The sequence below is a fragment of the Thioalkalivibrio nitratireducens DSM 14787 genome, from assembly GCF_000321415.2.
GTDB classification, from domain to species: Bacteria; Pseudomonadota; Gammaproteobacteria; order Ectothiorhodospirales; family Ectothiorhodospiraceae; genus Thioalkalivibrio; species Thioalkalivibrio nitratireducens.
In genome coordinates this window covers 685645-706365 of record NC_019902.2, presented here as the reverse complement: position 1 = coordinate 706365, position 20721 = coordinate 685645, and the positions used below count along the sequence as shown (strand labels likewise).

Below are 20721 nucleotides of genomic sequence, written 5' to 3'. Positions count from 1 at the left end.
CCGGGGCTCGCAGTGACGGAGGCGGTACGAGGCTCGCAGTGACGGCCATAAAGCCCCCACCGTCATCGCGGGGGCCGAAGGCCCGTGGCGATCCAGCCGCCGCATGGACTGCCACGCCCCTCCGGGGCTCGCAGTGACGGAGGTGGTGCGGGGCTCGCAGTGACGGGGGTGGTGCGGGGCTCGCAGTGACAGGCCCTGCCCCCCACCGTCATCGCGAGGGGCGAAGCCCCGCGGCGATCCAAATGCCGCATGGACTGCCGCGCCCCTGCGGGGCTCGCAGTGACGGAGGAAGCGCGGGGCTCGCAGTGACCGGGGACCCCTGCAGGAGCGACGCCGGTCCCAAACCCGCCGCAGGCGCGCCCAACGCCGGTGCCTCTGACCCTGAACTTCAAGCTGTGAGCCCGGCCCTTTATTCCTCCTCGAGGCGCCTCGCCATTCGAGTCTGCCAACCCGGCCCGGTAGCCTTCCAGCGCGCGAGCACATCCGCCGGAAGGCGAATGGCCCTAGACCTGAGCCACCGGGGCGTCAAGCAATACGGGTCCCAGGCGCGCTCCCACCAGACCCAATCCCCCGGACACTCGTCGAACTCCTCTGGCAGGACGCTTCTCTCGCCCTTCTGCAGGAACGTGGCGCCACGAGAGGTGTGCGCGGAAAGCCGCGGCGCTTTCGCGTGCAAGGCACGCCTACACGGCCAGCCCAGCCCCCATCAACCGTCATCGCGGGGGGTTCCGAACCGGGGGCCTGACCTCTGCCCGGGCGATTCAGGCTGCTTCCAGTTCGAAATCGACGTGCACGGCATCGTAAGGGAACAGGATCCGCCCCTCCTCGGTTCGATCCAGAACACCCGCATCGAGGAGCGCATGCACGTCTCCGTGCACGCCCTTCACATCCCGGTCTAGCTCACGAGACAGCGCGCGGATTGTCATCGGGCCACGCCCCGTCATGGCCTTGAGCAACTCCCAGCGCTTGCGGGTCAACGTCTGCCAAAGCATTTCCGGCGATGCAAAGGAGATCACGGCACCCTGCGGTTCCCCACGAAAGGCCGCCAGCGTCCGGTTGGTCACGGCCTCGCGGGACGAGACCGTCAGCGTTACCTTGTTCAGCATCGCGCCCTCCACCGATCGACATCGGACCAGAAATCGTTCAGCAACTGCGCTGGGTCACGGAAGGAATAAGCAACCTCGTTCGGCCCAAGGTGCCGGTGGTCTCCCTTCCCGGCCTCGTTGTCGTAGCGCAAGACGCACTGCCCGGCGACCACGTAGGCGAGGCTGTACTTGTACACATGAGCGGAACCGCGTACCGGAGAGGGAACGCGCCAGACGCGTAGCTCCGCGAAGGAATCCTGGCTGATCTGGTGGCGCTCATGGAGCAGCAATTCCGCAGGCATGTTGTAAAATGCTCCAACATTCGACTTCCGTTGTCAATCACACCAACGCCCAGCAGTCCCACTCCCTCAAACCCGCATCCTCCCGGCATCGGGAGGGCCCACCCCACCTCCGTCATCGCGAGGCGGCGTGTGGACTGCCGCGCCAGTTTGCCGCGGCCTTCGGCCTCGCAATGACAGGGGCTCGCAGTGACGGACCCTTTCACCCCCACCCGTCATCGCGAGGCGGCGCGTGGGCTGCCGCGCCAGTTTGCCGCGGCCTTCGGCCTCGCAATGACAGGGGCTCGCAGTGACGGACCCTTTCACCCCCACCGTCATCGCGAGGGCCGAAGGCCCGTGGCGATCCAACCGGCGCATGGACTGCCGCGCCCCTCCGGGGCTCGCAGTGACGGACCCTTTCACCCCCCACCGTCATCGCGAGGGCTGTCATCGCGAGGGGCGAAGCCCCGCGGCGATCCAGCGGCGCATGGACTGCCACGTCGCTACGCTCCTCGCAGTGACGAACGACCCGGCCTCGTCGCAGTGGCGGGATACACCCCCACCCCCTCAAACCCTCACCCCCAACACCCGCTCGATCGCCACGCGCACGTCCACCCCTCCTCCCGCATATACCGCCGTGCTTCGGCCACCTTGGCGTCGACCAGGTAGCGGTACCAGAAGCCCTGCAGGAAATGGAACGCAAACCCGGCGCGGCCGTCCAGGAAGCCCAGGCGCAGGACATAGGGGTACAGGAAATACGCCAATGCCCGGAACCCGCCCGGCAGGCGCGCGTACACCCGCTCCTTCAGTCAGCGCTTCAGCCCGGCATGGGAACCCCCGCGCAGGCGCGCCACCGAATCGTGCGGCATGAAGCCGTATTCCAGGTTCAGCAGATCCACCGCCTCGCGGCTGGCGTAGCGGTTGTGCTTGTCCGTCCACCCGATGAGCGAATTCAGGTTGTCGTCGATCAACTCGCCGCGGAAGTCCGCCGTGGGCCCGGCCACCTTGATGTGCTCGTCCATCCAGCGGTTCTCGCACTCGCCTCGGCCGTAGCGGAACAGCCGCAGCAGCCGCACCGGGAACAGCGCTTCCTGAGAGAGTTCCTCGGCCTCAGCGACAACCGGGGGGCTTCTTCCGCAGGGCTCGGATCAGCTTTCGGCCTCGCGCATGTTTGTCGAATGAAAGAACATCCATCGCTCCGATCACCGATTACCCGTTCAAATGGTTTCGCCGCGACAACCCGCCGAGGCCCAAGCGAGCTCAAAGCTGCCCGTGCTGCCGGCGAGTCGCAAGACCAGACAGCGGTTTGAAACCGAGCGCCCGAACTCCGGGTGCCAGAACCCGGACTCCAGTTCAACCTCGCCCCCCGTCAGTCGCCAGCGAGCGCAGTGGCCCGTTGGGCTGCGCTCGAAGTGCCCGCCATCAGCGAGGATCTGCTCGCGCAGCTCTCTGGCAAGCAAGCGCTGCCCCAATGCCAGCCAATGTTCGGCTTCCGCCCCACGAAAAAAGGCCCTGGTAAAAACCAGGGCCTTGGCATTGGCGAACAGATGGTTTCCGAGCAGATGATGCTCCAGGCGACGGCGTAACCATCGGGCCTGTACCGCGAGACTGTGCCGGAAGCCGGCACTCTCCCGCAGCAGGACGGGATGACCATCCGCTCGCTTCCGAGCAGCCGGCGGATCCTCCGGAGGCCGCCCAACCAGCGCCGAATCGGCTTCCCCTGGAGGCGCACCCTGGCGCAACGCCCACTTCACCCAATTCACGATCCGCAACGAGGTCGGATACGGCTCCCAGCCATTGCCCTGCCCGGGGGGATTTTCGGCGATCCAACGCGGAATCAACGCGCGATGCCAGCCGGCGCGGGCGTCCGCATCCACGGCATTCAGGTCATCGAAATAGTGCAGGTTGTAAAGCCAGAGCTTGTCACGCCGCGGGTCGTTCCAGCCGCGTGGAGCCATCCACCGGTTGCCCGAATTCGACATGGCCCAGTACCTCAACACGGACGAAGACGTGGCGGAGTACCTGAGTCAGGTGCTCGAAGACGGGGAACCCGGCGTGCTTGCCGCCGCGCTTGGACATATCGCCAAGGCACGAGGCATGACCGAAATCGCCCGCGCTTCCGGCGTCAAGCGCGAAGCGCTATACCGGGCGCTGCGCCCCGGCGCTCACCCGCGTCTGGACACCGTGCAGCGGGTCTGCCGAGCTTTGGGAGTGGCCCTCACGGCGAAAGTAATCGCCCCCCACCCCAATTGCGCCGACACGGACCGAGGTCCGCGCTGACGACCGTCGCAGCCTCCCCACAGGGCCCGGGGACCTCCTTCACCGACACGGCGCACCTTGGTCAACTCGATCGGCAGGGTAATGCCGAGTTGCTGCGTGCTGCGCATGGGAGTTCCGCACACGACGCAGCAGGATTAAATCCTCCTCGGTTCCCCAATCGCCTGGCAACCGCATTCCAACGCTCCTGCATCTTGGCTCTACGGCGATCCGCCGCCGGCGTGATCAGCCTGCCGTGCTGGCGGCCATCAGGTTCCGCTCGAGTTCGGGCGGCGGTGCCGGGAGGTCGAACACGCGCCAGACGATCGGGCTCCGGGGGAAGAGCACTACCCAGGCGGTCACCGCGATCACCAGGAAATAGTTGCGCAGCGTCTGGTGGTCGATGTACCAGCGTTCGACCGCCCCCTTGTACGGCGCGATCACGTCATCGTAGAAGCGCACCGGGTCATCGACCAGACCCAGGATCGATTCCTCGTCGCGGAACACGATCGAGCCGATGCCCGAAAGCCCCGGGCGTACGCGGATCAACTGCATCTGCACCTCGGGCGCAAAGGCGTCGAAGCAGCGTCGTTCCTGCGGGCGCGGGCCCACGATGCTCATGTCGCCCTTGAGAATGTTGAACAACTGCGGCAACTCGTTGATTTTCGTCTTGCGCAGGAACCGCCCGACCGGGAGGATGCGCGGGTCGTCCTTCACCGTGACCGTGCCGGTGCCCATGTTCGGGCTGTCCTTCAGCATGGTCGCGAACTTCAGCAGGCCGAAGGGTTCACCGTCCTTGCCAATGCGTTGCTGCCGGAAAAAGATCTCGCCCTCGCCAGTCAGGCGCAACGCGAGCATGATCGGCAGCAGCACCGGCAAGAGCACCAGCACGGCGAGCCCAGAAAACACGATATCGACGAATCTTTGCATCGGATCTGCTCCTTGAACGAATGCCCCACATACTGCCACGGAACTGCTTCAAGCCCTCACCTGATTATCAGGGAAGCTCCGCAAATTGGAACGGGCCGTCATCGAAACCACCGTCATCGCGAGGCGCGAAGCCTTTAGCCGCGAGCGCAGCGTGGCGGGACGTGGCGATCCAAACGGCATTAGTCCTCCCCGCGCCGCCTGGATTACTCGCTGCGCTCGCCCTTCGGGCCAGCCTTCGGCTGTTCAATGCGCTGCGCGCATTAGTGCCGCGCTACGCTCGCAATGACGACCGATGCCGCACGGCGTCGCACTCGCTGCGGAGGTTTCGTGATAATCAGGAGCCCTCATGGCGCGGGCTGCCTCTGCGAAACGAAAACGCGAGCCACGGAAGGCACGGACAGACACAGAAAAAAGGCTTGATTTGTTTCATATTCCGTGATTTCCGTGATTTCCGTGTCCTTCCGTGGCTGTCATTTCACGTTAACTTCCATGGCCTATGTGGCCACCCCCGGTGATGAAAGAGGCGTAGGGCGGAAAAGGCCGAAGGCCGTCATCCGCCATCCGGCGCCGGGGTTGCCGCGGGCGCCGGGGAGGCGCGAACGCCGAGCGGCGGATGACGCTGCGCTCTTCCGCCCTACGGGTCGCCCGGGACACGAGACAGGCCGTGACTTTCACGCTAACTGTCATGCCCTCGGCCGCGAGGCACCCCGAAGGATGAAACTACGATTATAAATCAGAGACATACGATTCTAGGGCGGCGTATTTTCACGCTAACTTCCATGGCCAGCGGCCACCCCCCGATAATGAAAGACGCGTAGGGCGGAAGAGGCCGAAGGCCGTCATCCGCCATCCGGCGCCGGAGTTGCCGCAGGCGCCGGGGAGGCGCGAACGCCGAGCGGCGGATGACGCTGCGCTCTTCCGCCCTACGGCTCGCCCGGGACACGAGACAGGCCGTGACTTTCACGCTAACTGTCATGCCGCTCTGCCACCCCCGCCCATGAAAGTCTCCCTGCCACGGATACACACGGATAGGGCTTCAATCAACAAACATCCGTGTTCATCCGTGTCAATCCGTGGCTGTCATTTCACGCTAACTGTCATGCCGCCGGGCGCGCGGCACCCCCGATGATGAAAGATAATGGGCGTGCTGTCGCGTCGGGCTGAGGTCGCGATAATTCTTGATGGCGCCGACCGCGCACGCTAACTCGACCCGCCGTCCTTCACTCGTACCCCGGATTGCCTGGCATGGCCTGGAAGGGTCATGGACAGCGCACGCTAAAAAGAGCCGTCGAGTCCCGACAGGCCGTTGAAGGACGGCGCCCTTGGCGACAGCACATCGTGAAGGATAGTGCGTTTGCCCGAGGAGGTCAGCATGGACATTACCCCGATTCACCGGCGCGTTGTCGGTCTGGATGTGCACCAGAGCAAGATCACGGCCTGTGCGCTGATCGAGCAGCCCGATGGCAGTGTGGCGGTGGAGCACCGGGAATTCGGGGGTTTCAAGCGCGATCGGCGGGCGTTGGCCGAGTGGGTTCGCGGGTTTGACCCCGAGGTCGTGGTGATGGAGAGCACTGGGATCTACTGGAAGAGCCCCTATGCGGCCCTTGAGCGTGTGGGCGTCATGGCCTGGGTGGTCAATGCCCGTCACGCCCGAAACGTGCCTGGCCGCAAGACCGACCTCTCCGATGCCCAGTGGCTGGCCACGCTGGCCCGTGCCGGTCTGCTGCGGGCTTCGTTCATTCCTCCGGCCGAGATCCGCCATCTGCGCCTGATCGCCCGGCAGCGCCAGAAGCTGGTCGGGATGCTGGCCGCGGAGAAGAACCGGCTGCACAAGGTGCTGACCGATGCCGGGATTCGCCTGAACGTGCTGGTCTCCGACGTACACGGCGCGTCGGCACGGGCCATGATCAAGGCCCTGCTCGCCGATGCCCCCATGCACGCAATCCTCGACCTCGCCGGCCGCCTGCGGGCTTCCCGCGAAGAACTGTTCGAAGCCCTGCAACCGGAGGAACTGAGCACCAGGCACCGCTTCGTGCTCAACGAGGTTCTGGCGCACATCGAGTACCTCGAGGCCATGATCGCCCGCTTCGAACAGGAACTGCTTGCGGGTCTGGCCCCCTGGGAGCCGCAGGTGTGCCTGCTGGAAACCGTGCCCGGCATCGACCGCATTGGCGCCGCCATGCTGCTCGTCGAAATCGGTACCGACATGGCGAGCTTCGGCAGCGCCGAACGCCTCGCGTCCTGGGTCGGCATCTGCCCCGGCAACCACGAGAGCGCCGGCAAACGCAAAAGCGGACGCACGCGCAAGGGCAACGCCTGGGTCCGTCGCCTGCTGTGCGAGTTCGCGCAAGCCGCCTCCCGCACCCGCTGTGCGCTCAAGGACAAGTTTTCGGCCTTGTCCATCCGCAAGGGACCACAAGCGCTCCATCGTGGCCCTGGCGCACAAGCTCCTGCGCATCGTCTACGCCATGCTCAATCATGCGGCCCCCTACCAGGATCGCACCGTCGATTACGAGGCTCTCGTCGTGCAGCGCAACGCGCCGCGCTGGCTGAAGATGCTGGAAAAGCACGGCTATCTCACCGCCACCTGAGCCGCCACACAGGCTCTTCGAGTCCCGCAAGCAGGCATTTGCGCACCGGCATGCGTCACGCCAGAATCTCGCTCGCCCCAACGTCAGGTTCTTTCACGCTAATCGAGCCGGCGCTCCGCAAGCGACCGGCCCCACTCCGTGCACCCACGCTGGGCCGGCTTGGGGACGGGGCGCTGCGTCTTTCCCCGCGATTCATGCAATCCAGCGGCAGGCGTCCAACGATCCTGTGCCGCGCGGTTGGAATGCGCCGGCTACATGCGCGAATCGAGGTACTTGCCGGTTTCCTTGTGCGCGAAACCGGGGATCATCTCGTGGAACAGAGCCACCAGATCGAGCTTGTCCCACACACCGCCCGCCTTCAACTCGGCGATGCGGGCAACGAACCGCTCCAGCCGGGCGGGATCGAACACCGGCTCGTTGCGGATCACGCCGATGCTTTCGAAACGCTCCATGTCCAACACCTCATTATCGGTAAAGAACTCCTCGAAGTCCTTCTCCCCGGTGGTATCGCTGTCGAAGAAGTAGCAGGGCCAGCGTTTGGCCGCGATCAGCTCGTCCGCCCGCACCCGCGCCTCGTCCTCGGTCGCGCAGACATGTGCCTCGAAACCCAGCGCCGCGAGGTAGCGCACCGCGATCTCCGAAAACGTGATCAGGTGCAGCTTCTCCGAGAGCTTCGGGAAAAAGATGTCGCGGTTCTCACCGAGCAGGCAGGACATCAGGCACAGTTCGCCGGACTCCCGCGGGGTCACGAAGTAGCGGCGCACATCGCGCGGTGCCGAGATCGGCTGGCGCTTCGCAAAGCGCTGGTTGAAGCCGTGCAGCAGGCTGCCGTCGGAGAACGCGACGTTGGCGAAGCGCGCGGTCGAAATCGGCAACTCCAGGCTCGCGCGCATCAGGAACATCTCCATGATGCGCTTGCTCGCGCCCATCATGTTCACCGGGTTCGCGGCCTTGTCGGTGGACACGCAGAAGTACTTCCGGCTGCCCTGCGCGCGCGCGAACTCCAGCGTGCGGTTCGTGTTCAGGATGTTCACGTCGACCATGCGCATCAGCGTGAACGGGTCCTTCTCGCTGCGCACATGCTTCAGCGCGGAGAGGTTCAGGATGTAATCGTAGCCGCCGCTCCAGCGCATCAGCGCATCGAATTCCACCGAGCCGCAGTCGATCGCGAAGGTGCGGAAATCGCCGTCGATGTAGCCCAGCGTACTGCGGATATCGCGCACCAGCTCGACCATATTGTTTTCGCTGATGTCGACCACGTGCAGCACCTTCGGCCGGCGCCGGAAGATTTCCCGCGCTACCGCCTGGCCGATGGAACCGGCACCGCCGATCACCAGGAACCGCCCGCCCTGCACGCGCTCGGAGAGCTCGGCCTCGAAACGGCTCACGTCGGCATCGAACAGCGGCTCGGAACGGCCGATCAGATCAAGAACGTTCATGGACAGGTCTCCCCATAGTCGTGGCCTACCAAAGCCAAGAAGTAGTTACAGCGGGCTCGCGGCCGGCGATCGCCTAAGAAACGTTGAATAATAGTCTTCGTGATTGCGAACGAGCCTTCAGCCGCGAGCGCAGCGTGGCGGGAAGCGCGGCACTAACTGCCATAACCCGTGTGGCCACCCCCGATGATGAAAGAGGCGTAGGGCGGAAAAGGCCGAAGGCCGTCATCCGCCAGCGGGCGCCCGGATTGCCGCAGGCGCCGGGGAGGCGCGAACGCTGTGTGGCGGATGACGCTGCGCTTTTCCGCCCTACGGGTCGCCCGGGACACGAGACAGGCCGTGACTTTCACGTTAACGCGCGTGGCGCATTGAACAGCGGAAGACTGTGCAGGGTGAGCGCAGCGAATAATCCAGGCAAAGCTCGCCAGATCAGCACCTTATGGATCGCCGCGTCGCTTCGCTCCTCGCGATGACGGATTCTTCATCGCTTCCCTAGCTTTCATGGCCAGCGGCCACCCTGCAACATGAAAAGGCGAGCCACGGAAAGCACGGACAAACACGAAAAAAGGGTTTGATTTGTTTCATATTCCGTGATTTCCGTGTCCTTCGGTGGCTGTCATTTCACGTTATGGAAATACTGAGCAGTCCTCCATCGGGAGGAGCGAAGCCTTCAGCCGCAAGCGCGGCGTGGCAACTACATCGGCTTCATCGCCCCATCCGGCACGCTGGACGGCAGGTTGACCACCCGCTCCTCCAGCCAGCGCGAGTTCTCCAGGCCGTCGGTCTGGCAGTCATCGAACATTGCGAGCCGGTTCATCAGGCGCCAGACCGGCCGCGACATCACCCCGGCAGCGTTCGTATATTCGAGCAAAGCATCCCGCTCTTCGCGCGCACCGAGCACCAGCGCATTCAGCCAGAAGTTCGCACGTGTCCCTTCGCGCTCACGGACCCACTCTAGCCCGTGCTCCGCCGCAAAGGCGGCATAGCGCCGGGCCACCGCACGCTTCGCCTCCAGCATCTCTTCCAGCCGCTCCATCTGCGCGCAACCGAGCGCGGCGTTCAGGTTCGGCATGCGGTAGTTGTAGCCCACCGCGTCGTGCACGAACTCCCAGGCATGGGGCTGCTTCGCGGTCGTCGTCAGATGCTTCGCGCGCCGCGCGAGGGTCTCGTCGTCGGTGAGGATCATCCCGCCGCCGCCGGTCGTGATCACCTTGTTGCCGTTGAAGCTCAGCGTACCGAGCCGGCCGAAGATACCCGTGTGCCGTCCATCGGCCCAGCTACCCAGCGACTCCGCCGCATCCTCGACCACAGGAATCGCGTAGCTTTCGCACAGCGCCACGATCTCGGCGATCCGGCACGGAAACCCGAAGGTATGCATCGGCACGCAGGCCGCGATCCGCGCCCCGGTGCGGCGGTTCACGCAGCGGCCGTGGCGCAACTCGGTCTCCTGTTCCAGAAAGCGGCGCAGCGCATCCGGACTCAGCCCAAGCGTGTCCCGGTCGACGTCCACGAACACCGGCCGAGCACCCAGGTAGCGGACCGCGTTGCAGGTGGCCACGAAAGTCAGGGCCTGGGTCAGCACCTCGTCGCCGGGTTTCACGCCCGCGAGTTCCAGCGCCACATGCAACGCTGCAGTACCGTTCACGGTGGCGACCGCGAATCCGGCCCCGGTGAATGCCGCGACCCGCTGCTCGAACTCGTCCACCCGGCGCCCCACCGACGAAACAAAGTTCGAATCGACAACATCCACGAGAAACTGCCGCTCCGGCCCGTCGAACACCGGCCGGTGCAGCGGAATCGCACCCGCGCCGTAGATGGCACGGACTTCCGCCAGCAACGCGGGAAAAACGGGGTTCAGGTCATCCACGAAACCACCCTGTCGCAGGACGAAATGCCGAAGAAACACATGGCCCGATTCCAGGCCGAAACAACGCCGGGCATCCTCTCGCACGCAAGCTCCGCTGTTCAACACCAACCGAGCCCCCCGACGACGAAATACGGCGAAGGCCGGAAAACGCCATGCGCCATCCGGCGCTGAGGGTACCGGGACGCCTGGGCCACCGCCAACCCCCGCAGTGGTGTGCCTGCTCCCCAAGCGCCTTCCTGGGTTAACTTCCATGGCCTATGTGGCCACCCCCGATGATGAAAGAGGCGCAGGGCGGAAAAGGCCGAAGGCCGTCATCCGCCAGCTGGCACACCGTCATCGCGAGGGCCGAAGGCCCGTGGCGATCCAGCGGCGCATGGACTGCCACGCCCCTCCGGGCTCGCAGTGACGGAGGCGGTTCGGGGCTCGCAGTGGACGGGCCCTACCCCCACCGTCATCGCGAGGGCCGAAGGCCCGTGGCGATCCAGCGGCGCATGGACTGCCACGCCCCTCCGAGGCTCGCAGTGACGGAGGCGGTTCGGGGCTCGCAGTGGACGGGCCCTACCCCCACCGTCATCGCGAGGGCCGAAGGCCCGTGGCGATCCAGCGGCGCATGGACTGCCACGCCCCTCCGGGGCTCGCAGTGACCGAGGCGGTTCGGGGCTCGCAGTGGACGGGCCCTACCCCCACCGTCATCGCGAGGGCCGAAGGCCCGTGGCGATCCAGCGGCGCATGGACTGCCACGCCCCTCCGGGGCTCGCAGTGACCGAGGCGGTTCGGGGCTCGCAGTGGACGGGCCCTACCCCCACCGTCATCGCGAGGGCCGAAGGCCCGTGGCGATCCAGCGGCGCAGGGACTGCCACGTCGGCTTGCGCCCCCGTAGGAGCGATCCCCGCCCGCGAACGCCCGCGATGCGAGCGCAGCTCCCGGAACACCGGGGCCTAGCGCGTCGGATCATGAACCTCAAGGCTGGTTGGCAAAGGACACCGATGTTAAGATGACGCAACATCAACGCATCACGCCATCGCGAGTGAAGTGATGAGAACGACGATCGACATCGAAGATGACGTCCTCGAGGCCGCCAAGGAAATCGCGCAACGAGAGCGCACCTCGGCGGGCCGAGTGGTTTCGCGCCTGCTACGTGCCGCACTGACGCAACCGGCCACACCGCAGGGCGAGCCTTCCACCCGAGGCGTCGGCGGCTTCCGTCCCTTCGCCTCTCCATCGGCCCGCATCGTCACCAACGAGAGGGTCGAGCAGTTACGGGACGAAGAAGGGGTCTGATGCGCGCGCTTCTGGATATCAACGTCGTCATCGCGCTCCTCGACGCCGCCCACACCCTGCATCGATCCGCCACAAACTGGCTGGCACAGGAAATACAACACGGCTGGGCATCCTGCCCGATCACGGAAAACGGCGTGGTGCGGATCATGTCGCAACCGACGTACCCCAACACCCAGCCCCTACAGCAGGTGGCCCTACGGGTTCGCGAAGCCCAGCAAAACTCAGATCACCGATTCTGGCCAGACGACATCAGCCTCACGGCAAGCGATCTTCTGAACTGGCCACAACTCCTCGGCCACCGACAGATCACCGACGCGTACCTGCTGGCCATCGCAGCGCGCAACAACGGGCGCCTCGTTACGTTCGACCAGCGGATCCGATACGACGCGGTGAAGGGTGCCGAGCAGCGACACCTGCACGTCATCCGCACTTGACGGAAGGCCTGCCGAAGTGCGCGAGCAAGCGAACTCGCGAATGCCCGCAAAGCAGACGCCCAGCAGCCGCATGGACTGCCGCGCCCCTGCAGGGCTCGCAGTGACGGGCCCTACCCCCCACCGTCATCGCGAGGGCCGAAGGCCCGTGGCGATCCAGCCGGCGCGCGGACTGCCGCGCCCCTGCGGGGCTCGCAGTGACGGCCCCCAGTCCCCAGCCGTCATCGCGAGGGCCGAAGGCCCGTGGCGATCCAGCCGGCGCGTGGACTGCCGCGCCCCTGCGGGGCTGACACCACCATTCAAAGGATGTCGGCGTACAGGTCTCGCCAGTCCGGATTCAGCGCCTCGATGAGCCGCAGTTTCCGTTTCCGGTTCCCGGCCTTGAGTTGCTTCTCGCGGGAGATGGCGGATTCCATCGTCTCGTGTACCTCGAACCAAGCCAGCCGGTGCAGAGAATATTGTTTCGTGAAACCTTCAACGACCCCGGACTTGTGCTGCCAGACCCGCTGTACCAGGTTGCTGGTAACCCCAACGTACAGCGTGCCGTTTCGGCGGTTCGTCATCATGTACACGCATGGCTGCTTCATACCGGCCCTCCTTGGCCCATTGCTGCAATTGGACTGCCGCGCCCCTGCGGGGCATGCAGTGACGGCCCCCAACCCCCACCCGTCATCGCGAGGGCCGAAGGCCCGTGGCGATCCAGCCGGCGCATGGACTGCCACGCCAGTTTGCCGCAGCCTTCGGCCTCGCAATGACAGGGGCTCGCAGTGACGGGCCCTACCCCCCACCGTCATCGCGAGGGCCAAAGACCCGTGGCGATCCAACCGGCGCGTGGACTGCCGCGCCCCTGCGGGGCTCGCAGTGACGGCACCAACCCCCACCGTCATCGCGAGGGCCGAAGGCCCGTGGCGATCCAGCCGGCGTGTGGACTGCCACGCCAGTTTGCCGCGGCCTTCGGCCTCGCAATGACAGGGGCTCGCAGTGACGGTCATCAAGCCCCTACCGTCATCGCGAGGCTCTGTCATCGCCCAAAATGGCCTCCGCCCCTTGGGGACCGTCAACGGCATCCGCAGGACCGGCTCTGCTGATCGTCCTTGTCGACATCGAATTTCATCACCCAGACTGCAGCGCGCTCCGAACTGTTGTCAGCAGACCATCGATCTCGCTGGCAAGAAAATCCAGGAATTTGGGTTTTGCGAGGGTTCGCTGCTGCACGTCAACCGGCAGAAAGCGGTTCATTTCCTGGGCAAAGGCAGCGCTGCGGACGATGGCAGGCAATCTGGCGCGCAGGTCGTCCAGCCTGTCGCGGTAGTCGGTAATGCGGTAGTCCTCGATCTTGTTTGCGACCCACCCCGGATTGACCGCCGCCCCCTGCTGCTTGAGCCAGCGCAAATCCCAGATATCCCGATGGCGCACGTAGCGCTGATCATTGACCAGCGACACCAGTTTGTCGGCCATGATCTCATCCAGCGATTCGGTCAACACCAGCGTATCGCCGTAGCCATCGGGCAGAAAGTCATCGTTGAGACGGAGGCTGCGCGGCTGTCGAGAATAGGCCTCGACATTGGCGATTTCGAGCTTGATCCGCTGCCGCGGAATATCAGGCCGTGTGGGTGCGGTGATGATCGCGATCTGCCAGGTGTCGACATGAATGCCGCGGTGGCCCGGATCATCGACGAGCTCGGCCGGCTCACGCACGATCACCTCGAGGCCATAGCGCTGGCCGATGTAGGCTTCCAGTGCGGCCCTAATGCCGTCGACCCGCGCGCGCGAAAAGTCTCGCCCGCCAGCAAAGTCCAGACCCTCGCTGAAACGGGGTGAGCCGTAGCAGAGACGAAGCGCCGTCCCGCCCTGAAACGTCAACTCATCGAGCAGCCCGTCGCGGTCGAGCCCGAACAGGATGTCGTAGTGCAGCAGTTCCTTTTCGATCACCGGGCGCATGTGGCCACGACCCGACTGCGCCATTGCCCGAGCCGTCAGCGCGGAGAAATCGACCCGCTCAGTCATCGGCCAGGGCCCGCGCATCGACCAGATGGGTGTTGCGGCCCACCCGCTTCAGATCACGCCAGGCCGCTTGCGGTGTGGCCATGCGTAGCGGCCGGCCCACCAGGCGCGTATTTTCCAGAATATCGGCCGGTGACCGCTTGGTATGGGTGAATTCATCGAAGAGCAGCGGACACCACCCTGAAGACCCAACGGCGCCTACAGCGTCCGCGCGATCCTTCCCCACCCTGATCGGCGGGGCTTGCCACGCACCGGGTCATCCATGGTTGGTCAGAAAATCGTCGGGGGTGAGCCCGATATCCTTGATGATCTGCCGCAGCAACGGTGTGGAGATGTGCCGGCCGGCGTGGAATGGCACCGTTGTCGCTCTTCCATCCGGATGCCTGAAGTGCTTATGCGAACCTCTTTGGCGAACCTCGACGAAACCGAGTCGCAAAAGGATTGCAACGACTTCGCGAGGTTTAAGAACGGGAAGGTTGCCCACCGCTCAGGCAACTGCGATCTGTTGAACTCCGACGAACTCGGATTCCAACTGCGGCTCGCCGTCCTCCAGCAGCATCTCGATGACTTCCTTAAGGTTGCTTTGTAACTCGTCCAACGTTTCCGCCTGACTGTGCGCACCAGGGAATCCGGGAATGAAGCCCACGTAATACCCGGTCTGCGGGCAGCGTTCGACGACTGCAGAGTACTGTCTCATGATCAAGCCTCCAGGTTTTGGACGGGCGACGACCGTCCCCAGTGCCCTGACAGGTATGTGTACGCATAGTATCAAACAGGTCGACGGTGCGCCGCCGAATGGCCGCCGGGTCGGGCCCCGTCTTGAACCCCGTCGGCGCCGGAATCGGTTCCAGTCCCACCCGCTCGAAATGCCGCACCGCGCGCCGCCCGTGCGAGGCCAACGTGACCAGCGCGAAGCGCGCCTCCGTGCCCAGGAATGTGGCGCGGGATGCACGTGGATGGCGAGAAGGTCCGCGCTCGCGGACAGCTCCTTTTTCAGGATCCCTCTCATCGTTGCCATTCGCCCCGGATCGCGTTGGCCGACGCGAGGCCGTTCAGCTACAATAAGGAATCCTTACTTTGATGGTTCTGCCGCAGGGCCGCGATGCTTGCCAAGAAAACCTCCAAGAACCAGTTGACGCTGCCGAAGGCGATCCTGAAAGCCGTGGGCGATGCCACCTATTTCGACGTGTCGGCTGAAGATGGACGCATTGTGCTGACCCCGGTGCGCCCGCAGGACGCGGACGCCGTGCGCAAGAAACTCGAAGCTCTCGGGATCACGGAAGACGACGCGCGAGATGCCATCCAATGGGCAAGAGGTCGCTGACCGGACCGCCGCGGGCCGTACTCGACACCAACTGCGTCGTATCGGCCCTGCTGTTCTCGCGCGGACGTCTCGCTTGGTTGCGACGGGCCTGGCAGTCCGGACGGGTCGTTCCGCTGGTCAGCCGTGGCACGGCCGTGGAACTGATTCGCGTGCTGGCCTACCCCAAGTTCAAGCTGGACCCTGGCGAACGCGAGGCGCTGCTCGCCGATTACCTTCCGTATGCCGAAACCTTCACTACGGGTGATGAACCTTCGCCCCCCGGTCTCCGTGACCCGGCGGACGCGATGTTCATTGCTTTGGCGCGACAGGCGGAGGCCGACGTGCTGGTCAGCGGCGACCAAGACATCCTTGCCCTGCGGGAAGCGCTTTCGGTCCCCGTGATGGAGCCCGCGCGGTTTCAGACCTGGTTGGAGTCAAGGTGAGTACCAGTGTCGTCTGGGTACCGGAACACGACAATTGACCCGGTGCGCGGCAAGCCCCGTGGTTCAGGGCGGGCCTTGCCGCGCATCGGGTCAGCGCCCCCGATGATCCCACTCCAGCGCCCGCAGTCCCAGGTACTCGTACACCGCGCGTTCCGTCTTGCGCAGTGCGTCCGACGACGGCACCCAGTACCCCAGCCGGTGCGGCCCGTCGCGCCCCGTCCGGTAATGCGTCGGCGAGGCAATCGGTGAAAGCCCCAGCCGCTCGAAATGCCGCACCGAGCGTGGCATGTGCGAGGCCGACGTCACCAGCAGAAACCGCGCCTCGGTCCCCAGCAGCTCCCGCACCGCGTACGCCTCCTGCGCGGTATCGGTGGGCGTGTCCAGCACCACGATGCGTTCGGCCGGCACCCCGAGTGCCTGCGCGGCCGCGGCATAGCCCTGCGCCACCGGCGCCTCGTCGGCACGGCGGCTACCGCCACTGACGACCAGTTTCGCCTCCGGCGGTGCCTCAAGCAGGCGCAGCCCCTCCATCAGGCGCACCGACGAACTGGTGCTTAGCCGGATCGAGGCAGGAGCATCGAAATCAGGCTCCCACCCGGCACCGAGCACCACCACCGCAGTCACGTCCCCGTGATCGCGCGGATCCCACACCGGCGGATAGGCGCCCTCCAACGGCGCCAACAGGCGGTTCGCGACCGGGGCCCAGGACGACAGGAAGATCAGCAACAGGCCCAGCACCAGCAGCAGACGCCCGAGCACGCGCCGGCCCCGCCACAGCGCCAGCGCGGCCAACAGCACGAGCAGCGTCGCCAGCGCCAACGGCGCCGCGAAGGCGCCGACGAGGGGTTTGAGGGTGTCGAGCATGCGTCAGCGCACAGAAACGTTATCGCGAGGGCCTGTCATTGCAAGGCCGAAGGCCGTGGCAAAGGCCCGCGGCGATCCAGCCGCCGCGTGGACTGCCACGCCCCTGCGGGGCTCGCAGTGACGGCCCCCAACCCCCACCGTCATCGCGAGGGGCGAAGCCCCGTGGCGATCCAGCCGGCGCGCCTCACGCACCGCTCGTTCCGCCGAGGCGGTCACTACCAGCACGGTTTGCCCGGCCGCAGCCCGCTCGCGCATCAGCGCCCCTGCCCCTCCTGGCGGCGCACGAAGCCCTTCATCGCCCGCCCCAGCACCGACCGCCCCATATGCGCGAGCGACGACCCGAAGCTGGCCGGTGCCAGCATCACCAGGTGCTTCACCGGCGACGCGTCCACTGCGAAGTACCGGCTCAGCCAGTCGCGCACGATCAGCGCGCTGGTCAAATGCACGACCACGCCGCAGGCGTAGGGCATGCGCGGCACGCTCCCCACCCGAGCCCCCAGGCGGGACGATGTTCATCACGCCCCCGGCTCATCCATGAGGGACACGCAGTCCTGAATGGGCATGAAGAGCTGGAGTCCAGCTTTTTCGATCCTGACAAAGCCGAACCGCTCGTAAAAAACGGCCGCGTGCTGATCCTTCGCATCCACTACCAGCCCACCAATCGCGGTAAATCCCCGGGAGATGGTCGCGGCATCCTCAATGGCGGCAAGCAGCGCGAGTTCACCGAAGCCACGCCCCCGAACGCTTAGATCCGAAGCGAGCCGCGCCATCCGCAGGAAGGGCACCGGGTGAGGATCGTTCCTCCAGGCCGGCACCCCTGGCGGCGGTGCAATCTCGCAGGGAGCCGTAGAGTAGTATGCAAGGATGCGCTCGGGGCGATCGACATCGACCAACACCGTGGTCCGCACGAGATGGCGCTCGTCCTGTCGCCGGGCCGTATTCCGAATGAACGTATTGAGCTCCTCGACCCCGCAGTCAAAGCCCGCGCGGTGGTGATTTCTGCTCAGCTGCTCCTTCCGGATCCGTGGCATGAGCCTCTTCCTTGTAACGTCGCGCTGCCTGCCGCAGGCGGGGCAAGGGACGTGCAGGCTGATCCAGCGCCACCATCATGTTCTCGAAGGCCTCGCGGCTCGTGTGGATCCGCGTGGCCCGCTCGGTAACCTCGCGGGCTCGCTCCAGCGCCGCATCCAGCAGGAACTGGGAAACGGTCGAACCCTGCCACTCTGCCGCCTCCTGGATGATTCGATGAATCTCGGCATTGGCGCGGGCGACCAACCGCTTTTCCTGCTCTCTCCCCGTTGCCGCTGTCATTGCGACACCCCTCTCGTTGCCAAGCCTCCGTGTAGCTGGCGCCAGAATGGCACACACGAAAAAAATGTCAACCGCTCAAACGCATCACTTCGCGCTGCTGAGGAATCAGGAAAAAAAGGGCCGGCGGCATATACGCAACGCATCGATGCCGCTGGCCCCTGTGGACCGATCCCTATGCTATTCTGGGTGCCTGTGTGCACAGGACAGAAGATCATGAAGAACATCACGCTGTCCGCCGATGAAAGGTTGATCGAGAAGGCCAGGGCCGAGGCGGCCCGCCGGGGCAAGAGTCTGAACCAGTTGATTCGCGACTACCTCGAGGAACTTGCCGGTCAGCGCGCGCCGAGCCAAGAATTCGAACGTCTGCGCGAATTGAGCAAGCTATCGCAGGGCCGGCGCGGAGACTGGCGCTTCAACCGTGACGAAGTGCATGAGCGCTCGTAGCTTTTTCGATACCAACCTGCTGGTTTACACCGACGACCTGGATGCGCCGGAAAAGCAGGATCGCGCCTTGTCGCTGTGGCAGGAGCATAGAAGCCCGGGGCGTGCGGTGATCTCGATCCAGGTGCTGCAGGAGTATTTCTGGGCCGCAACCCGCAAGCTGGGTGTCGACCCCGGTATTGCGACCGAAAAGCTGATGTTGTTTGCTCGCGCCGATGTGATGACGCCTCGGACCAATGACGTGGTATCGGCGGCGCGGTTGTCTATCGAACATCAGCTTTCGTTCTGGGATGGGATGATCGTTCAGATGGCGATCCAGGCCGATTGTGCCGTCCTGTTTTCCGAAGACATGCAGGCAGGGCGCCGGTTTGCCGGCGTAGAGATCGTCAACCCCTTCGTGGCTGAACCAGGCAAGCACTGACACAGCCCATGGGGTCACCCATGGGGTCAGATTTCGCCACCAGCACGTGGTAGTGGTGGCCCATCAGGCAGTACGCCGAAAGCACTTGGTTGAACCGCTGCACCGCTTGCGCCAGGTCTCGACGAACCGCCGATGATCCGCTTCATCAAGGTAGATCCGGCCTCGCCAGTTACCACTGGCGGTCACGTGATCCAGCGTCCATGGATACTCCGCACGTAACGGTCGAGCCACCCTCGCCCCCCCTGTGTCCATCCCTGGAAAGCCCACTATGCATCGACGAGGCATAAGGCAAGGTCTGAACCCCGTTGCGCAGACCCGTGATCGTCCCAGGCCCGGTCCAGCGCCGCCTGCAGGTCGTCGAAGCGCAGATCGTCGCTCATCGACAGGTAATCGCCGAGCGAAATCGAGCGAACGTCGCCGCCCGCCACCGCCCCGACCCGCGCCAAATGCCGCGCCAGGTGGGTAAACGAAGCGCTGGTGTCCGACCAGCCGTGAAGAAGAATCAAAGGCATGAGAAAAGCAAGGGGTCAGACCCCGGTTTGAAGCTGCATTCGCGTGCAAGGCTCGCTCCTACAGGGGCGTGGGGTGGTGTTGTAGGAGCGTGCCTTGCACGCGAATGCCCGCACAGCGGCCGCACCACCCGCCTACAACCCGCGCCGGTGATCCCACTCCAGCGCCCACAGGCCCAGGGTCTCGTACACCGCGCGTTCCGTCTTGCGCAGCGCATCCGACGACGGCACCCATTACCTCAGCCGGTGCGGCCCATCGCGCCCCGTCAGGTAATGCGTGGGCGAGGCAATCGGCGCCAATCCCACCCGCTCGAAATGCCGCACCGCGCGCGGCATGTACGAGGCCGATGTCACCAGTACGAAGCGCGCCTCCGTGCCCAGGAATTCGCGCACCGCGTACGCCTCCTGCGCGGTATCGGTGGGCGTGTCCAGCACCGCGAGGCGCTCGGCCGGCACCCCGAGTGCCTGCGCGGCCTGTGCGTAGCCCTGCGCCACGGGCGCCGTGACGACCCGGCGGCTTCACCCCGAGGACCCGATTCCCGTAACCATGCACAACCCGCGTCGCTTCGCTCCGATACCCGGGTGGCCGGCATCCCCGGAACGAGTGGCCGGCTTCACGTGGAATCCACGGCCCGCTAGACGCGGAATGGGTGGCCAGCTTCACGAAGCCAATCCCAACGCCCTCGCCGCTTTGCACGATTGCCCCGAATGCCTGCTCAAGGCAATGCCTTCAGGCGCTGGTAGAGAAGCGCTTGCGGCGTACTGACTTGCAGCGCCTCGATGCAGCGCGCAAGACGCTGCGGATCGTCGAGCAACCGCGCCCGTGCCTTTTTCAGCGATTGCAACACGGCCGCGCCGTATGCGTCTTCGGCCTTCTGCACCGCAGCGCTCCAGGTTTTCGGTGTCGGCTGCAGCATCGCCAGATCCAGGATGTCACGGCTCATCACACCGTCATCGGCCCAGCGGTCCACGTTGGCGAGCAACTTGGTGGCCACGAGATCCACCTGCGCCAGCGTAGCAATGCCAACAATCTGATCCTCGGGGCCGGGACGATCCAAGGTCATGCGCGCCTCGAACACAATCTCGAACTTGATCGAACCGGTCTTCAGTGGCAACGCAGCGCGAATCCCATACTGATCCGCACGCACCTCTGGCAGCGCCGCGAGCGGGCCTCGCCCCAGCCCAAAGAACCGCGCCAAGGTATCGCGGTCTTGCAGCACCCTACGCCTGCCCTTTACCCACAAGTTGCGCAGACCAGTCGATACGGGGC

General features: G+C 65.1%; 29 protein-coding genes and 2 pseudogenes. 8 read left to right on the top strand and 23 right to left on the bottom strand.

Annotated elements, in window-relative coordinates; translation table 11 throughout:
* Positions 1-409: 409 nt before the first annotated feature.
* From TVNIR_RS21000 to TVNIR_RS19585, 6 genes are all read right to left on the bottom strand, one after another.
* Positions 410-529, bottom strand: coding sequence for a BrnA antitoxin family protein (locus tag TVNIR_RS21000; RefSeq protein WP_257720627.1), 120 nt, complete (start codon positions 527-529; stop codon positions 410-412).
* Between the two features lie 232 nt (positions 530-761).
* The gene (locus TVNIR_RS03630; RefSeq protein ID WP_015257620.1) at positions 762-1106 is read right to left on the bottom strand and encodes an HVO_A0114 family putative DNA-binding protein; all 345 of its coding nucleotides are present in this window, start codon (positions 1104-1106) and stop codon (positions 762-764) included.
* Complete coding sequence (locus TVNIR_RS03625; RefSeq protein WP_015257619.1) at positions 1100-1387, bottom strand: toxin-antitoxin system TumE family protein; 288 nt, start codon at positions 1385-1387, stop codon at positions 1100-1102. Before TVNIR_RS03625 ends, TVNIR_RS03630 begins: the two co-directional genes overlap by 7 nt.
* A gap of 551 nt (positions 1388-1938) precedes the next feature.
* On the bottom strand, positions 1939-2160 hold the full coding sequence (locus TVNIR_RS20135) for a hypothetical protein (RefSeq protein WP_211263142.1): 222 nt from the start codon (positions 2158-2160) through the stop codon (positions 1939-1941).
* A gap of 12 nt (positions 2161-2172) precedes the next feature.
* Positions 2173-2439 (bottom strand): glycosyltransferase family protein, encoded by a 267-nt coding sequence (locus TVNIR_RS20130; protein ID WP_211263141.1) that lies wholly within the window; start codon positions 2437-2439, stop codon positions 2173-2175.
* Positions 2440-2580: 141 nt separating this feature from the next.
* The gene (locus tag TVNIR_RS19585) at positions 2581-3321 is read right to left on the bottom strand and encodes a heparinase II/III family protein (protein WP_335338113.1); all 741 of its coding nucleotides are present in this window, start codon (positions 3319-3321) and stop codon (positions 2581-2583) included.
* A 7-nt stretch (positions 3322-3328) separates the two neighbouring features.
* Here TVNIR_RS19585 and TVNIR_RS03610 point away from each other — a divergent pair, with 7 nt between their 5' ends.
* Entirely contained in the window at positions 3329-3643 is a 315-nt protein-coding gene (locus tag TVNIR_RS03610; protein ID WP_335338112.1) for an addiction module antidote protein, read from the top strand.
* A 222-nt stretch (positions 3644-3865) separates the two neighbouring features.
* Here TVNIR_RS03610 and TVNIR_RS03605 read toward each other — a convergent pair whose 3' ends face one another.
* Complete coding sequence (locus TVNIR_RS03605; RefSeq protein ID WP_015257616.1) at positions 3866-4549, bottom strand: sugar transferase; 684 nt, start codon at positions 4547-4549, stop codon at positions 3866-3868.
* 480 nt (positions 4550-5029) lie between these two features.
* Entirely contained in the window at positions 5030-5236 is a 207-nt protein-coding gene (locus TVNIR_RS20425) for a hypothetical protein (protein WP_083499336.1), read from the bottom strand.
* A gap of 685 nt (positions 5237-5921) precedes the next feature.
* Here TVNIR_RS20425 and TVNIR_RS03600 point away from each other — a divergent pair.
* Positions 5922-7140, top strand: a pseudogene (locus TVNIR_RS03600) (IS110 family RNA-guided transposase).
* 251 nt (positions 7141-7391) lie between these two features.
* Here TVNIR_RS03600 and TVNIR_RS03595 read toward each other — a convergent pair.
* The 4 genes and pseudogenes from TVNIR_RS03595 to TVNIR_RS21210 form a co-directional block, all read right to left on the bottom strand.
* Entirely contained in the window at positions 7392-8579 is a 1188-nt protein-coding gene (locus TVNIR_RS03595) for a UDP-N-acetylglucosamine 4,6-dehydratase (protein WP_015257614.1), read from the bottom strand.
* Between the two features lie 152 nt (positions 8580-8731).
* The gene (locus tag TVNIR_RS20420) at positions 8732-8926 is read right to left on the bottom strand and encodes a hypothetical protein (protein ID WP_237251729.1); all 195 of its coding nucleotides are present in this window, start codon (positions 8924-8926) and stop codon (positions 8732-8734) included.
* Positions 8927-9270: 344 nt separating this feature from the next.
* Positions 9271-10527: a LegC family aminotransferase gene (locus TVNIR_RS03590; protein ID WP_015257613.1), complete on the bottom strand. Its 1257-nt coding sequence runs from the start codon at positions 10525-10527 to the stop codon at positions 9271-9273.
* A gap of 157 nt (positions 10528-10684) precedes the next feature.
* Positions 10685-10898, bottom strand: a pseudogene (locus TVNIR_RS21210) (hypothetical protein).
* 580 nt (positions 10899-11478) lie between these two features.
* Here TVNIR_RS21210 and TVNIR_RS03585 point away from each other — a divergent pair.
* Both TVNIR_RS03585 and TVNIR_RS03580 read left to right on the top strand, forming a co-directional pair.
* Positions 11479-11724, top strand: a complete 246-nt coding sequence (locus TVNIR_RS03585) for a hypothetical protein (RefSeq protein WP_043739242.1) — start codon at positions 11479-11481, stop codon at positions 11722-11724.
* Positions 11724-12158 carry a TA system VapC family ribonuclease toxin gene (locus TVNIR_RS03580; RefSeq protein WP_015257611.1) on the top strand — a complete coding sequence of 145 codons (435 nt, stop codon included), beginning with the start codon at positions 11724-11726 and terminating at the stop codon, positions 12156-12158. Before TVNIR_RS03585 ends, TVNIR_RS03580 begins: the two co-directional genes overlap by 1 nt.
* 296 nt (positions 12159-12454) lie before the next feature.
* On the opposite strand, the gene TVNIR_RS03575 is transcribed toward TVNIR_RS03580, so the two are convergent.
* From TVNIR_RS03575 to TVNIR_RS03560, 4 genes are all read right to left on the bottom strand, one after another.
* A complete protein-coding gene (locus tag TVNIR_RS03575; RefSeq protein WP_006749202.1) occupies positions 12455-12742 on the bottom strand; it encodes a GIY-YIG nuclease family protein in 288 nt (95 codons plus the stop codon).
* Positions 12743-13268: 526 nt separating this feature from the next.
* Positions 13269-14096, bottom strand: a complete 828-nt coding sequence (locus TVNIR_RS03570; protein WP_237251728.1) for a nucleotidyl transferase AbiEii/AbiGii toxin family protein — start codon at positions 14094-14096, stop codon at positions 13269-13271.
* Between the two features lie 319 nt (positions 14097-14415).
* Positions 14416-14643 (bottom strand): type II toxin-antitoxin system HicA family toxin, encoded by a 228-nt coding sequence (locus TVNIR_RS03565; protein ID WP_083499333.1) that lies wholly within the window; start codon positions 14641-14643, stop codon positions 14416-14418.
* A gap of 3 nt (positions 14644-14646) precedes the next feature.
* Positions 14647-14856, bottom strand: a complete 210-nt coding sequence (locus TVNIR_RS03560) for a type II toxin-antitoxin system HicB family antitoxin (RefSeq protein WP_015257607.1) — start codon at positions 14854-14856, stop codon at positions 14647-14649.
* A gap of 405 nt (positions 14857-15261) precedes the next feature.
* Between TVNIR_RS03560 and TVNIR_RS03555 the strand changes: the two genes are divergently transcribed.
* Positions 15262-15483 carry an AbrB/MazE/SpoVT family DNA-binding domain-containing protein gene (locus TVNIR_RS03555; RefSeq protein ID WP_006749192.1) on the top strand — a complete coding sequence of 74 codons (222 nt, stop codon included), beginning with the start codon at positions 15262-15264 and terminating at the stop codon, positions 15481-15483.
* Positions 15465-15905, top strand: coding sequence for a putative toxin-antitoxin system toxin component, PIN family (locus TVNIR_RS03550; protein WP_015257606.1), 441 nt, complete (start codon positions 15465-15467; stop codon positions 15903-15905). Before TVNIR_RS03555 ends, TVNIR_RS03550 begins: the two co-directional genes overlap by 19 nt.
* 90 nt (positions 15906-15995) lie before the next feature.
* On the opposite strand, the gene TVNIR_RS03545 is transcribed toward TVNIR_RS03550, so the two are convergent.
* The 4 genes from TVNIR_RS03545 to TVNIR_RS03530 all read right to left on the bottom strand — a co-directional run bounded on the left by TVNIR_RS03545 (position 15996) and on the right by TVNIR_RS03530 (position 18080).
* On the bottom strand, positions 15996-16769 hold the full coding sequence (locus tag TVNIR_RS03545; RefSeq protein ID WP_015257605.1) for an ElyC/SanA/YdcF family protein: 774 nt from the start codon (positions 16767-16769) through the stop codon (positions 15996-15998).
* Positions 16770-17023: 254 nt separating this feature from the next.
* Positions 17024-17239, bottom strand: coding sequence for a hypothetical protein (locus tag TVNIR_RS03540; protein ID WP_015257604.1), 216 nt, complete (start codon positions 17237-17239; stop codon positions 17024-17026).
* Between the two features lie 45 nt (positions 17240-17284).
* Positions 17285-17800, bottom strand: a complete 516-nt coding sequence (locus TVNIR_RS03535; RefSeq protein WP_043739239.1) for a GNAT family N-acetyltransferase — start codon at positions 17798-17800, stop codon at positions 17285-17287.
* A complete protein-coding gene (locus TVNIR_RS03530) occupies positions 17745-18080 on the bottom strand; it encodes a type II toxin-antitoxin system TacA family antitoxin (protein ID WP_043740123.1) in 336 nt (111 codons plus the stop codon). The genes TVNIR_RS03535 and TVNIR_RS03530 overlap by 56 nt, the downstream gene beginning before the upstream one ends.
* A 213-nt stretch (positions 18081-18293) precedes the next feature.
* Here TVNIR_RS03530 and TVNIR_RS03525 point away from each other — a divergent pair, with 213 nt between their 5' ends.
* On the top strand, positions 18294-18524 hold the full coding sequence (locus TVNIR_RS03525; RefSeq protein ID WP_015257601.1) for a DUF6364 family protein: 231 nt from the start codon (positions 18294-18296) through the stop codon (positions 18522-18524).
* A complete protein-coding gene (locus TVNIR_RS03520) occupies positions 18511-18942 on the top strand; it encodes a PIN domain-containing protein (protein WP_015257600.1) in 432 nt (143 codons plus the stop codon). The genes TVNIR_RS03525 and TVNIR_RS03520 overlap by 14 nt, the downstream gene beginning before the upstream one ends.
* A gap of 266 nt (positions 18943-19208) precedes the next feature.
* On the opposite strand, the gene TVNIR_RS03515 is transcribed toward TVNIR_RS03520, so the two are convergent.
* From TVNIR_RS03515 to TVNIR_RS03505, 3 genes are all read right to left on the bottom strand, one after another.
* Entirely contained in the window at positions 19209-19454 is a 246-nt protein-coding gene (locus tag TVNIR_RS03515) for an alpha/beta fold hydrolase (protein WP_043739237.1), read from the bottom strand.
* A 231-nt stretch (positions 19455-19685) separates the two neighbouring features.
* On the bottom strand, positions 19686-19946 hold the full coding sequence (locus TVNIR_RS20415) for an ElyC/SanA/YdcF family protein (RefSeq protein ID WP_237251727.1): 261 nt from the start codon (positions 19944-19946) through the stop codon (positions 19686-19688).
* Between the two features lie 221 nt (positions 19947-20167).
* Positions 20168-20671 carry a nucleotidyl transferase AbiEii/AbiGii toxin family protein gene (locus TVNIR_RS03505; protein WP_015257598.1) on the bottom strand — a complete coding sequence of 168 codons (504 nt, stop codon included), beginning with the start codon at positions 20669-20671 and terminating at the stop codon, positions 20168-20170.
* Positions 20672-20721: the final 50 nt, after the last annotated feature.

Bases quoted from the DNA above. Each gene is read 5' to 3' on its own strand.
- TVNIR_RS03585 (WP_043739242.1), top strand. From the start codon at position 11,479: ATGAGAACGACGATCGACATCGAAGATGACGTCCTCGAGGCCGCCAAG.
- TVNIR_RS03540 (WP_015257604.1), bottom strand. From the start codon at position 17,239: ATGCCCTACGCCTGCGGCGTGGTCGTGCATTTGACCAGCGCGCTGATC.
- TVNIR_RS03525 (WP_015257601.1), top strand. From the start codon at position 18,294: ATGAAGAACATCACGCTGTCCGCCGATGAAAGGTTGATCGAGAAGGCC.
- TVNIR_RS03535 (WP_043739239.1), bottom strand. From the start codon at position 17,800: ATGCCACGGATCCGGAAGGAGCAGCTGAGCAGAAATCACCACCGCGCG.
- TVNIR_RS03520 (WP_015257600.1), top strand. From the start codon at position 18,511: ATGAGCGCTCGTAGCTTTTTCGATACCAACCTGCTGGTTTACACCGAC.
- TVNIR_RS19585 (WP_335338113.1), bottom strand. From the start codon at position 3,321: ATGGCTCCACGCGGCTGGAACGACCCGCGGCGTGACAAGCTCTGGCTT.
- TVNIR_RS03625 (WP_015257619.1), bottom strand. From the start codon at position 1,387: ATGCCTGCGGAATTGCTGCTCCATGAGCGCCACCAGATCAGCCAGGAT.
- TVNIR_RS03560 (WP_015257607.1), bottom strand. From the start codon at position 14,856: ATGAGACAGTACTCTGCAGTCGTCGAACGCTGCCCGCAGACCGGGTAT.
- TVNIR_RS20425 (WP_083499336.1), bottom strand. From the start codon at position 5,236: ATGACAGTTAGCGTGAAAGTCACGGCCTGTCTCGTGTCCCGGGCGACC.
- TVNIR_RS03515 (WP_043739237.1), bottom strand. From the start codon at position 19,454: ATGCCTTTGATTCTTCTTCACGGCTGGTCGGACACCAGCGCTTCGTTT.
- TVNIR_RS03555 (WP_006749192.1), top strand. From the start codon at position 15,262: ATGCTTGCCAAGAAAACCTCCAAGAACCAGTTGACGCTGCCGAAGGCG.
- TVNIR_RS03545 (WP_015257605.1), bottom strand. From the start codon at position 16,769: ATGCTCGACACCCTCAAACCCCTCGTCGGCGCCTTCGCGGCGCCGTTG.
- TVNIR_RS03575 (WP_006749202.1), bottom strand. From the start codon at position 12,742: ATGAAGCAGCCATGCGTGTACATGATGACGAACCGCCGAAACGGCACG.
- TVNIR_RS03630 (WP_015257620.1), bottom strand. From the start codon at position 1,106: ATGCTGAACAAGGTAACGCTGACGGTCTCGTCCCGCGAGGCCGTGACC.
- TVNIR_RS03580 (WP_015257611.1), top strand. From the start codon at position 11,724: ATGCGCGCGCTTCTGGATATCAACGTCGTCATCGCGCTCCTCGACGCC.
- TVNIR_RS03595 (WP_015257614.1), bottom strand. From the start codon at position 8,579: ATGAACGTTCTTGATCTGATCGGCCGTTCCGAGCCGCTGTTCGATGCC.
- TVNIR_RS03605 (WP_015257616.1), bottom strand. From the start codon at position 4,549: ATGCAAAGATTCGTCGATATCGTGTTTTCTGGGCTCGCCGTGCTGGTG.
- TVNIR_RS03570 (WP_237251728.1), bottom strand. From the start codon at position 14,096: ATGCGCCCGGTGATCGAAAAGGAACTGCTGCACTACGACATCCTGTTC.
- TVNIR_RS03530 (WP_043740123.1), bottom strand. From the start codon at position 18,080: ATGACAGCGGCAACGGGGAGAGAGCAGGAAAAGCGGTTGGTCGCCCGC.
- TVNIR_RS03550 (WP_015257606.1), top strand. From the start codon at position 15,465: ATGGGCAAGAGGTCGCTGACCGGACCGCCGCGGGCCGTACTCGACACC.